This is a genomic window from Micromonospora sp. NPDC052213 (assembly GCF_040679695.1).
GTDB lineage: Bacteria > Actinomycetota > Actinomycetes > Mycobacteriales > Micromonosporaceae > Micromonospora.
In genome coordinates, this window is the sequence record NZ_JBFAVI010000039.1 from 34672 (window position 1) to 47618 (window position 12947).

Here is a 12947-nt window from a genome sequence, read left to right on the forward strand (position 1 = left end):
GTTAGGGGGTGTTAGGGGCTGCCCGGGGGCGCTCCTAGAGGCCTCGCCCGGACAGCCACTCCTGCACGCCGGCCGCCAGCTCCGGACCCCGCTCGCCGACCATCGTGAAGTGGTCGCCGGCCGCGTCCACCGCCTCGTGCGGGTACGGCCACACCGACCGCCAGCCGTCGGGCTCCCCGCTCCACTCCCCCAGCGGTTCGCCGGCCCGGACCAGCAGGGTCGCCGACGCCATCGGGGCGGGCTGCCAGTCGAGGAACAGCGGCAGGTACCCGGCCCAGGCCGTGGCCCGGTAGTCGTCCATCGGGGTGTACGCGCTGTCCCGCTCGACCATCCCGTCGAGCAGCTGCGACGTCCAACCGCCGAGCACCTCGCTGTTCGCCGGGTAGGTGTCCATCAGCACCACCGCGGCCGGCGGCCGGCCCTGGCGTTCCAGCTCGCGGGCCAGCACGTTGGCCACCATCGCGCCGCCGGAGTGGCCGGCCAGCACGTACGGGCCGCCGCCGACGGTCCGCAGCACGGTGTCGGCGTGCACCCGCAGCAGCGCGTCCAGGTCGGCGGGCAGCTCCTCGCCCACTCCGAAGCCGGGGTTGGGCAGCGCCCAGACGTCCCGCAGGCCGCGGAAGCCGGCGGCGATCCGGGCGTACTCGTGCGCCCCGGACAGCAGCGACATCGTGCAGCAGCAGACCAGCGGGGCGCCCGCGCCACCCTCGGCCAGCCGGAGGATCCCGGCCGGGCGGGTGAGCTGCGCCGGCTCGGTGAAGCTGGGCCGGAACTGGGCCAGCTTGACCAGCAGCTCGGCGTACCCGGCGGCGTCGGCGCGCGCCTTCGGCTGGCGGAACAGCCCGCCGAGGATCCCGCCCGCGCCCTCCGGGGTGCCCGCGCCCTCGCCGGCCGGGGCTTCGCCGGCCGCGTCGGCGCCGAGGATCTGGCCGAGCAGGTGACGGGCCAACGCCGTCGGGCTGGGGTGGTCGAACAGCAGGGTGGCGGACAGCTCCGCCCCCGTCTCCTGGCGCAGCGCGTCCCGCAGCTCCAACGCCGTCAGCGAGTCGAAGCCCAGCTCCAGGAAGTCTCGGTCGGCCTCGATCGCCCCGGGCGAGGCGTGCCCGAGCACCGTGGCCACCTGTGCCCGGACCAGGTCCAGCAGGATCCGGTGCCGGTCGGCGACGGAGGCGGCGGTCAGCCGGTCGCGCAGCGCCCCCGCCGGGTCGACGACGGCGCCGCCGGCCGGCCCGTCCGCGCCGACGACGGCGGCGGCCTCCGGCACGCCGCGCAGCAGCGGGCTGCGGCGCACCGCGGTGAACGCCGGCACGAACACGGGCCAGTCGACGTCCGCCACGGCCAGCAAATCGTCGCCGCGCCCGACGGCCTGCTGCAGAGCGGCCAGGGCCAGCTCGGCGGAGAGCGGCCGGACGCCCCGGCGGCGCAGCTGCCCCGGCTCGGCGACCTCGTCGGCCCACGGCACCCAGGCCAGGACCGTGGCCGGCCGGCCGGCGGACCGGCGGCGGGCGGCCAGCGCCTCCAGGCCGGCGCCGGTGGCGGCGGCGACGGCGGCCCCGCCGCTGCCCCAGGTGGCGGCGGTGGAGCAGAAGACGACGAACTCGTCGACCGGCCGGTCGGCGACGGCGGCGTCGAGCAGTGCCACGGCGGCGGTGCCGACAGCGACGGCGGCGGCCAGCCCGGTCGGGTCGAGTGCGGTGACCGGCTCGCCGGCCCCGCCGGAGTCGGCGACGTGGATGACGGTCCGCACCGGCGTCCCGGCGGCGGCGAGCCGGTCCAGCTCCGGCGACAGCGCGGTCGGGTCGACGACCGCCGTGACGTGGACACCGGCCGGCGCGGTGGACGCCGCCGCGCCGGCGAGGACGAGGTGGGTCGCGCCGCGGTCGGCCAGCCAGCGCAGCACGTGCGCCTGCCGTACCCCCGCCGCGCCGTGGACCAGCACCGCGCCCCGGGGCCGCCAGTCCTCGTCTCCGGCGGCCGGGCCGGTCGGAGCGCGTTCCAGCCGCCGTGCGTACACCCCGGCGGCGCGGACCGCCACCTGGTCCTCCGCGCCGCCGGCGGCGACGAGGCGGGCCAGCTCGGCGAAAGCCCCGTCGTCGGGGGCGGCCGGCAGGTCCACCAGCCCGCCCCACAGCCGCGGCTGTTCCAGCGCGAGCACCCGACCCAGGCCCCACACGTACGCCCCGGCGACGGCCGGCGCGGGATCGTCGCCGTCCACGGCGACCGCCCCCCGGGTCACGCACCACACCCGGACGCCGCCCACGTCGGCGAGGGCCCGGACCAGCGCGGCCGTGCCGGCCAGCGGGCCGGTCCCGACGAGGCCGTCCGGATCCCCTGCCGCGAGCAGCGAGACCACCACCGACGGGGCGTCCCCGGCGGGCAGGGCGAGGTCCCCCGGGTCGTCACCCACGGTGACGAGTACCGGCGACAGGCCCTCGGCTCGGAGCGCGGCCAGCACCGGCCCGGCCGGGTCCCCGGCGCGGGCGACCACCAGGCAGGGGCCGGTCGGCGGGGTACCACCGGTCGGCGGGTCGAGGCGCACCCAGCCGGTGCGGTACCGCAGGCCGTCCAGCTCGGACCGCCGGCGCTGCCGCCCCCGGTACGCGGCGAGGGCGGGCAGTAGCTCGGTCAGCGCGTCCCGCCGGTCGGCGTCGAGGCCGAGGACGGCGGCGAGCGCGGCCGGCTGGTCCTCCTCGACGGCGGCCCAGAACTTCCCGTCCACGGCGGCCTGCGCCCGCCGGGCGCCGAGGCCGAGTTCCATGGGGTCGGGCCAGTACCGCTCGTGGTGGAAGGCGTAGGTGGGCAGCTCGACCCGGGCTGCGTCGGTGCCGGCGAACAGGGCCGCCCAGTCGACCCCGGCCCCGCGCAGGTCCACGGCGGCGAGCGCGGCGAGCAGGCCGGCCGCCTCGGCCTGGTCCCGGCGGCTCACCGGCACGAAGGCGGCGGCGTCCAGGTCGGGCAGGCACTCCCGGCCCAGCGCGGTGAGCGCGGCGTCCGGGCCCAGCTCCAGGAACGTCCCGGTCCCGGCGGCGGCGAGCGTGACGATCCCGTCGCGGAAGCGCACGGTGTCCCGCACGTGGTCAACCCAGTACCCGGGGTCGGTGGCCTGTGCGGCGGTGAGCAGGGCGCCGGTGCGGTCGGAGACCACCGGCAGGGTCGGCGGGTGCCAGGTGACCTTCTCGGCGACCACCCGGAAGTCGGCCAGCACGGCCTCCATGCGTGCGGAGTGGAAGGCGTGGCTGACCTGCAACCGGCGGGTCTGCCGGCCCTGGGCGGCGAGCCGTTCGCCGGCGGCGAGCACGGCGTCGACGTCGCCGGAGAGCACCACGGACGCGGGGCCGTTCACGGCGGCCAGGGACACCCGCTCGTCGAGCAGCGGGGCGACCTCGGCCTCGGTCGCCCGTACGGCGAGCATCGCCCCGCCCTCGGGCAGCGCCTGCATGAGCCGGCCCCGGGCGGCGACCAGGGCCGCCGCGTCGGCCAGCGACAGCACCCCGGCGACGTGCGCGGCGGCCAGCTCGCCGACCGAGTGGCCGAGCAGGTGGTGCGGGCGCAGCCCCCACGCGGTGACGAGCCGGTACGCGGCCACCTCGTACGCGAACAGCGCCGGCTGGGTGAACTCGGTGTGGTCCAGCAGCGCCGCCTCGGGCGAACCGGGGGCGGCGAACACCACCTCGCGCAGCGGGCGGCTCAGGTGCCGGTCGAGTTCGGCGGCGACCTCGTCGAAGGCAGCGGCGAAGGCGGGGAACCGGCGGTGCAGTTCGGCGCCCATGCCGGGACGCTGGGCGCCCTGGCCGGTGAAGAGGAAGGCGAGCTTGCCCGCGGGACGGGCCACGCCGCGCACCACCCCGGGCGCGGGGCGGTCCTCGGCGACCGCGCGCAGGCCGGCCAGCAGGTCGGCGCGGTCGGCGCCGGTCACGGCGGCCCGGTGCGGCAGCGCCGCCCGGGTGGTGGCCAGGGAGTACGCCACGTCGGCCGGGGACAGGTCGGGGTGGACGGCCAGGTGGTCCAGCAGCCGGCGGGCCTGCCCGGCGAGGGCCGGCGCGGAGCGGGCGGAGACGATCCACGGGGCCGGCGGCGGGGGCGGACCGGCGGGCCGGTCGGTCGCGGCGTCCTCGGGGGCGGCCTGCTCGATGATGGTGTGGGCGTTGGTGCCGCTGACGCCGAAGGCGGAGATCCCGGCGCGGCGAGGCTGGCCGGTCTCGGGCCACGGCGTGGGCTCGGTGAGCAGGGTGACCGCGCCGGCCGACCAGTCGACGTGCGGGGTGGGCTCGTCGACGTGCAGGGTGCGCGGCAGCACGCCGTGCCGCATGGCGAGGACCATCTTGATGATCCCGGCGACGCCGGCGGCGGCCTGGGTGTGGCCGATGTTCGACTTGACCGAGCCGAGCCACAGCGGACGGTCGGCGGGACGCTGCTTCCCGTACGTGGCCAGCAGCGCCTGCGCCTCGATCGGGTCGCCGAGCGTGGTGCCGGTGCCGTGCGCCTCGACCACGTCGACCTGGTCGGCGGTCAGCCCGGCGTTGGCCAGGGCCGCCCGGATGACCCGGCGCTGGGAGGGGCCGTTCGGCGCGGTCAGGCCGCTGCTCGCCCCGTCCTGGTTGACGGCGCTGCCGCGTACCACGGCCAGCACCCGGTGGCCGTTGCGGCGGGCGTCGGAGAGCCGTTCGAGCAGCAGCATGCCCACGCCCTCGGACCAGCCGGTGCCGTCGGCGGCGGCCGCGAACGCCTTGCACCGGCCGTCCGTGGACAGCCCCCGCTGGCGGGAGAACTCGACGAAGACGGTGGGGGTGGCCATCACCGACACCCCGCCGGCCAGCGCGAGGGTGCACTCCCCCAGCCGCAGCGCCTGGCAGGCCAGGTGCAGCGCGACCAGCGACGACGAGCAGGCGGTGTCCACGGTGACCGCCGGCCCCTCCAGGCCGAGGGCGTACGAGATCCGGCCGCTGGCCACGGCTGCGGCGCTGCCCGTGCCCAGGTATCCCTCGACGCCGCCGCCGACGCCGGTCAGCAGGGCCGCGTAGTCGCCCTGGCTGCTGATCGACGCGTACACGCCGGTGGGTGCCCCGCGCAGCGCCGTCGGGTCGATGCCGGCCCGCTCGAACGCCTCCCACGCCGACTCCAGCAGCAGCCGCTGCTGGGGGTCCATGGCGAGGGCCTCGCGGGGGCTGATGCCGAAGAACGCCGGGTCGAAGTGGCCCGCCTCGTGCAGGAAGCCGCCCTCCCGCACGTACGAGGTGCCCCGGCTGTCCGGGTCGGTGTCGTAGAGCGCGTCGAGGTCCCAGCCCCGGTCGTCGGGGAACGCCGACATGGCGTCGGTGCCCGCCGCGACCAGGTCCCACAGCTGCTCCGGCGAGGAGACGCCGCCGGGAAAGCGGCAGCTCATCCCGATGATCGCGACGGGTTCGCTCAGCGCGGCGGTGAGCTGCTGGTTCTGCTGCTTGAGCTTCTGGTTGTCCAGCAGGGACGCGCGCAGCGCGCTGACGACCTCGTCCAGTGAGACGCTCATCGGGGGCTCCTTGCGGCCAGCCGGGTCACGAGTCGGTGCCTTCCAGGGCCATCCGGACCAGGCCGGCGACGTCGAGTTCGCGGATCTCGTCCTCGGGCGCGGCCGGCGCGGCCGCGACGGCGGCCACCGGGACGACCGGGGCCGAGCCGGTGACCGTGGGGGCCAGCCGCAGGAGCTGGTCGAGCAGGCCGGCCTGGCGCAGCTGGTCCAGCGGGATCGCGGCGAGGACCCGGCGCACCGACTCCTCGTCGCCGCCGTCGGCGGCGTCCGCCCCGGCGTCGGGGAACAGTTCCTCGTACAGGTGGTCGGCCAGGCCCGCCGGGGTCGGGTAGTCGAAGACGACCGTGGTGGGCAGCTCGTGCCCGGTCGCCGCGGTGAGCAGGTTGCGCAGCTCCACGGCGGTGAGCGAGTCGAAGCCGAGGTCGAGGAAGCCCCGGTCGGTGTCGATCGCGTCCCCGGACTGGTGGCCGAGCACCTTGGCCGCGTCCACCCGCACCATGTCCAGCAGCGCGGCGCGCCGCTCCTCGGCCGGGAGCCCGCGCAGCTCCGCCAGCAGGTCCCGGTGGACCGGCGCGGCCGGGTCGGGCGCGGCGGCGGGGGCGGCGGCCAGCGCCCGTACGGCCGGCAGGCCGGCCAGCAGCGGGCTGGGCCGCAGCGCGGTGAACAGCGGGTGGAACGTGGCCCAGTCGACGTCGGCGACGGTCACGCAGGTGTCCCCGACGGCCAGGGCGTGCCGCAGCCCGGCCATCGCCACGCCGGGCGGCATCACCCGCAGGCCCCGGCGGCGCAGTTGCTCCGGCGCGCCGTCGGTGAACATGCCCGACTCGGTCCACGGCCCCCAGGCCACGGAGGTGGCCGGCAGGCCCCGGGCCCGCCGCCGCTCGGCGAGCGCGTCCAGGTAGGCGTTGCCGGCCGCGTAGGCGCCCTGGCCGCCGCTGCCCCACACGGCCGCGATGGACGAGAACAGCACGAACGCGTCCAGCTCGACGCCGTCGAGCAGCTCGTCGAGCAGCTCGGCGCCGGCCAGCTTCGGGGCGATGACGTACGCCAGGTCCTCCAGCGTGCTATCGGCCAGTGGCACCACCTCGCTGACCCCGGCGGCGTGCACCACCGCGCGCAGCGGCGGGCCCTCCCGGCGCAGCTCGGCCAGCAGGCCGGTCATCGCGGCGCGGTCGGCGACGTCGCACCGGGCCACCCGGCACTCGACGCCGAGGACGTCCAGCTCGGCCAGCAGCTCGGCGGCGCCGGGGGTGTCCGCGCCACGCCGGCTGGTCAGCACGATCCGTTCGGCGCCCGCGCCGGCCACCCAGCGGGCGACGTGCCCGCCCAGCGCCCCGGTACCGCCGGTGATCAGCACGGTGCCGCGGGGCCGCCACGGCGCGGGGTCGGCGGCGGTGACCGCCGGAGCGAGCCGGCGGACGAACACGCCGGACTCGCGGACGGCGAACTGGTCCTCCGCGCCGCCACCGGTGAGCACGGCCCCGAGGCGGGCCGCGGTCCAGCTGTCGATGCTGGTGGGCAGGTCGACCAGCCCGGCCCAGCGGCCGGTCTGCTCGAGGGCGGCGACCCGGCCCAGCCCCCACAGCATGGCCTGCCGGGGGTTCTCCGGGGCGTCGTCGTCGACGCCGACCGCGGCCTGGGTCACGCACCACAGCCGGGCCGGGGCGTCGGTGTCGGCGAGCTCCTGGAGCAGCCGCACGGTGGCGGCGAGCCCCCGCGGCAGCGCCGGGTACTCGGCGTGCGGGGCTTCGTCCAGGCCGAGGAAGGACAGGATCGACAGCGGCCCGTCGCCGACCGCCTCGGCGACCACCTCGGCCAGCCGCGCGGCCAGGTCGTCGGGGTCGAGGGCGGTGTCCACCGGCACCGACGTGACGTCCGCGCCGAGGCTCCAGGTGCACGACTCCAGGGCGAGGTCGTCGGCCCGGTCGGCGGGCAGCAGCACCAGCCAACGGCCGGTGGCCTCCGGCGCGGGCGGCTCGGCCACCGGCTCCCACACCACCCGGTACCGGCTGCCGTCCACCAGGGAACGTTCCCGGCCGCGCCGCCGCCACGCGGACAGCGCCGGCAGCACCGCCCCGAACGGCTGGTCGCGGTGCACGTCCAACTCGCGGACGAGGGTGTCGAAGTCCTCGGCCTCCACCGCGGCCCAGAACCGGCGCTCGACCGCGGTGGCCTCGTCGGGGGCGTCCGCCGTGATCCACCGGGGCGGCTCCGGCCAGTAGCGCTGCCGCTCGAAGAGGTACGTGGGCAGGTCGACGCGCCGGGCCCCGGTGCCGGCGTACACGGCGGTCCAGTCCGGGGAGACGCCGTGGGTGTGCAGCGCGGCGACGGCCCGCATCAGGGTGGCCGGCTCCGGGCGGTCCCTGCGCAGGGTGGGCACCACCAGCGGGGCCCGGCCGGCGTCGGCGAGGACGGCCTGGGCGAGGGCGGTGAGCACCCCGTCCGGGCCGACCTCGACGTACGCGGTGACGCCCTGCTCCCGCAGCGCCGCGACGGCGTCGGCGAAGCGCACCGCGTCGCGGGCGTGCCGGACCCAGTACGCCGGGGTGCCGATCCGCGCCACGTCGACCGGCGCACCGGTGACCGTGGAGACCATCGGAACGGTCGGGGCCTGGTAGCGCAGCCGGGCGGCGACGGCGGCGAAGTCGTCGAGCACCGGGTCCATCAGCGGGCTGTGGAACGCGTGGCTGACCGTCAGCCGCTTGACCCGTACGCCTCGGGCGGACCACTCGGCGGCCAGTTCCTCGACGGCGTCGCCGGCCCCGGAGACCACCACGGCGGTCGGGCCGTTGACGGCGGCGACGGAGACCCGGTCGACGCGGTCGCCGAGCGAGGCGGCCACCTCGTCCTCGGTGGCGGCGATGGCGAGCATCGCGCCGCCGTCCGGCAGCGCCTGCATCAGCCGGCCCCGGGCGGCGACCAGCTCGGCGGCGTCGGCCAGGGACAGCACGCCGGCGGCGTGGGCGGCGGCGAACTCGCCGATGGAGTGCCCGGCGACGGCGGCGGGGCGTACGCCCCACGCCTGGAGGAGCCGGTACAGGGCCACCTCGACGGCGAACAGCGCCGGCTGGGTGAACTCGGTGCGGTCCAGCAGCTCCGCGTCGGGGGTGCCGGGGCCGGCGAAGAGCACCGGCTTCAGCGGGCGGGGCAGGTGCGGGTCGAGGGCGGCGCAGACCTCGTCGAGCGCGGCGGCGAAGGCCGGGTACGCCTCGGCCAGCTCGCGGCCCATACCGGCCCGCTGCGCGCCCTGCCCGGAGAACAGGTACGCCACCTTCGGCCGGGACGCCACGGCGCCGGTGACCAGCAGCGGCGAGTCGTCGCCGGAGCCGAGGGCGCGCAGCCCGTCGCGCAGGGTGTCCGGGTCGGTGGCCAGGACGACGGCCCGGTGCTCCAGGGCGGCCCGGGACACCACCGACGACCAGCCGACGTCGACCGTCGACGGGGCCTGCGGCCCGGTGAGCCGGTCGGCCCACGGGGCGGCCTGGACGGCCAGGGCGGACGCGCTACGCGCCGACAGCAGCACCGGCACGACCGGCAGCCGGCCGTCCCCGCCCGCCGGCGAGGCCGGCGCGGGGGACTCCAGGGACTGCTCCAGGATGACGTGCGCGTTGGTGCCGCTGATCCCGAACGAGGAGACGGCGGCGCGGCGCGGGTGGTCGGTCACCGGCCAGGGCCGGCCCTCGGTGAGCAGTTCGACGGCACCGACGCTCCAGTCCACCTGGTTGGTCGGCTCGTCCACGTGCAGGGTCCGCGGCAGGTACTCGTGCTGGAGGGCCAGCACCATCTTGATGATGCCCGCGACGCCGGCGGCGGCCTGCGTGTGGCCGATGTTGGACTTGATCGACCCGAGCCAGAGTGGCTGGTCCGCCGGCCGGTCCTGCCCGTACGTGGCGAGCAGCGCCTGCGCCTCGATCGGGTCGCCCAGCCGGGTGCCGGTGCCGTGCGCCTCCACGGCGTCCACGTCGGCGGCGGCGAGGCCGGCGTTGGCCAGGGCCTGCCGGATCACCCGCTGCTGCGACGGACCGTTCGGGGCCGTCAGGCCGTTGCTGGCGCCGTCCTGGTTGACGGCGCTGCCCCGGATCACCGCGAGGACCCGGTGGCCGTTTCGGCGGGCGTCGCTCAGCCGCTCGACCAGCAGCACGCCGAGGCCCTCGCCCCAGCTCGTGCCGTCGGCGGCGGAGGCGAACGCCTTCACCCGGCTGTCCGGGGCCAGGCCCCGCTGCCGGCTGAAGCCCACGAACACCCCGGGGGTGGCCATCACGGTGACCCCGCCGACCAGGGCGAGGGAGCACTCCGCCTGGCGCAGCGCCTGGCAGGCCCAGTGCAGCGCGACCAGCGACGAGGAGCAGGCGGTGTCGACCGAGACGGCGGGCCCCTCCAGGCCGAGGGTGTACGACACCCGGCCGGAGAGGACGCTGGCGGCGTTGCCGGTCATCAGGTGCCCCTCGGCACCCTCGGCGGCGAACATCAGGTTGCGGTAGTCCTGGTAGTTGGTGCCGACGAAGACGCCCGTGGGGCTGCCGCGCAGCGCCTGCGGGTCGATCCCGGCCCGCTCGATCGCCTCCCAGGACGCCTCCAGCAGCAGCCGCTGCTGCGGGTCCATGGCGAGGGCCTCCCGGGGGCTGATGCCGAAGAACCCGGCGTCGAAGTCGGCGACCCCGGTGACGAACGCGCCCTCCCGGGCGTAGCTGGTGCCCTCGTGCTCCGGGTCGGGGTCGAAGAGCCGCTCGAGGTCCCAGCCCCGGTCGGTGGGGAACTCGCCGATCGCGTCCCCGCCCGCGGCGAGCAGCTGCCACAGCAGCTCCGGGTTGTCCGCCCCGCCGGGGAAGCGGCAGCTCATCGACACGATGGCGATCGGTTCGTCGTCGGCTCGGGTGGCGGCCGGGGCCGGGGCGGGCGCGGCCGCCGCGACGCCGGTGAGCAGCTCGTCGAGGTGCCCGGCGAGAGCCGTCGGGTTGGGGTAGTCGAAGGCGAGCGTCGTGGGCAGCCGCAGGTCGGTGGCGGTGGCGAGCAGGTTTCGCATGTCCACCGCGGTCAGCGAGTCCAGGCCCAGGTCCCGGAAGGGCCGGGTGGCCGGCACGTCGTCCGGCGAGCCGTAGCCGAGGGCGGTCGCTGCGCACTGACGGACCAGTTCCAGCAGCGCCTCGGTGCGCTCCGTCGGGGACAGCCCGCCGAGCCGCCGGGCCAGCGCCGACGATTCGTCCGTCTCCTCCTCGGCGGTCTGCTGCGCGAGCTGCCGGGCCGCCTCGCGCACCTCGGGCAGGTCGCCGATCAGCGGGCTGCGCCGGACCAGGGCGAACGCGGGGGCGAACCGGGGCCAGTCGATGTCGGCGATCAGGGTGGTGGCGTCGCCGCGACGCAGCGCCCGCGCGAGCGCCTCGACGGCCAGCTCCGGATCCATGCCGACCATGCCGCCCCGGCGCAGCCGCTGCTGCGCCCGCTCGTTGTCGGCGGGCAGCCCCGCGCCGCTCCAGGCGCCCCAGGCGACGGAGAGTGCCGGCAGGCCCTCGGCCCGGCGCCGCTCGGCGAGGGCGTCGAGGAAGGCGTTCGCCGCCCCGTACGCGCCCTGCCCGGCGTTACCGGTGGTGCCGGCGACCGAGGAGAACAGCACGAACGCGTCCAGGTCGAGGTCGCGGGTCAGCTCGTCGAGGTGGACGGCGGCGGCGCACTTGGGTGCGGCGACGGTGTGCAGGCGCTGCGGGGTCACCGTGTCCACGATGCTGTCGTCGAGGACGGCGGCGGTGTGCAGCACGGCGGTCAGCGGGGCGTCGGCGGGCGCGGCGGCCAGCAGGCCGGCGACCTGGTCGCGGTCGGTGACGTCGCAGCGGGCCACCGTGACCCGTACGCCGAGCCCGGTCAGCTCCGCCTCCAGTTCGGCGGCGCCCGGCGCGTCCGGACCGCGCCGGCTGGCCAGCAGGACGTGCTGCGCGCCCGCGCGGGCCGCCCAGCGGGCCATGTGCCCGCCGAGCCCGCCGGTGCCGCCGGTGATGAGCACGGTGCCGCGCATCCGCCAGCCGTCGTCCTCCGTCCCGTCCGTGGACGTGGCCGGCTCGGCGTCGGTGATCCGGGTGAGCCGGCGGACGAAGACACCCGAGTCGCGGACGGCGATCTGGTCCTCGCCGCCGGTGTCGCCGAGCACCGCGCAGAGTCGCGCACCGGTGAAGGCGTCGAGGGTGTCCGGCAGGTCCACGAGGCCGGCCCAGCGGTCGGGGTGCTCCAGGGCGACCGCCCGGCCGAGGCCCCAGACGGCGGCAGCCGCCGGGTGCGGCGGTGGGTCGCCGGCGCCGACCGTGACGGCCCGCCGGGTCGCGCACCACAGCGGTGCTTCGGCGCCGAGCGCGCCGAGCGCCTGCACCAGCAGGACGGTCCCGGTCACGCCGAGCGAGGTCGCGGGGTGCTCCGGGTGCGCGCGCTCGTCCAGCCCGAGCAGCGAGAGCACGGCTCCGGGCCCGTCGCCGGCGGGGAACACGGCCCGCAGCCGGTCGGCCAGCTCCGGCTCGTCGCCGGCCGCGTCCACCTCGACGGGTACGACGTCCGCGCCGACGCTGGCGAGCGCGTGGAGCACGTCGGCAACCAGCGGGTCCTCCGCCATGCCGGCGGGAACCGGAACCAGCCAGGCGCCGGTGAGCCGGGTGAGCGGCAGGTCCGACAGGGCCGGCCAGGTGATCCGGTAGCGCCACCGGTCGATGTCCGGCGCGCCCGCGGAGTCTCCGGGGAAGACGGGCGGCGCGGGCCAGTACCGGCGGTGCTCGAAGGCGTACGTGGGCAGGTCGACGGTCGGTGCCTTCGCCAGGACCTTCGTCAGGTCGACGGGCAGGCCGATCGCGTGCGCGGTGGCCAGGTTCGTCAGCAGCCGCGTCGGGTCGTCGTCGCCCCGACGCAGGCTGCCCAGCGTGTACCCGGTGGTGCCGGTGTCGTCGAGGATCGCGGTGATCGGCATGGTCAACACCGGGTGCGGGGAGATCTCCACGAACGTCGTGTGACCCGCCGCGACCGCCACCCGCACGGCGGCGTCGAACTGCACCGTCCGCCGCAGGTTCTCGTACCAGTAGTCCGCCGTCATGCTCTCCGGCTCGACCCAGTCGCCGGTCAACGTCGACACCAGGCGGGTGTGACCGGGCTGCGGGGCGATGTCGGCCAGGTCGGCGCGCAACTGCTCGGCGACCTCCTGCACGGATGGCGAGTGCGAGGCGTAGTCCACCGGAATCAGCCGCGCCCGCACACCCTCGGCCTGGCACGCCTCCACCAGGTCGGCCACCGGCTGCGGCGGCCCCGACACCACCACCGTCGACGGACCGTTCACCGCCGCGACACCAACGCCGGGGAAGCCGGCCAACCGGGCGGCAACCGCCTCGGCGGACAGGTCCACCGACGCCATCGTCCCCGTCCCCCGCAGCACCGCCAGAGCCCGCGACCGCAACGCCACCGTCCTGGCAGCGTC

General features: G+C 77.2%; 2 protein-coding genes. Both read right to left on the reverse strand.

Translation table 11 applies throughout. The annotated features are described in order from the left end of the window. Positions 1-34 precede the first annotated feature (34 nt). The gene (locus AB0L34_RS12940; protein WP_363704506.1) at positions 35-5506 is read right to left on the reverse strand and encodes a type I polyketide synthase; all 5472 of its coding nucleotides are present in this window, start codon (positions 5504-5506) and stop codon (positions 35-37) included. 25 nt (positions 5507-5531) lie between these two features. Then, a partial coding sequence (locus AB0L34_RS12945) for a type I polyketide synthase (protein WP_363704508.1) occupies positions 5532-12947 on the reverse strand: 7416 nt, incomplete at its 5' end.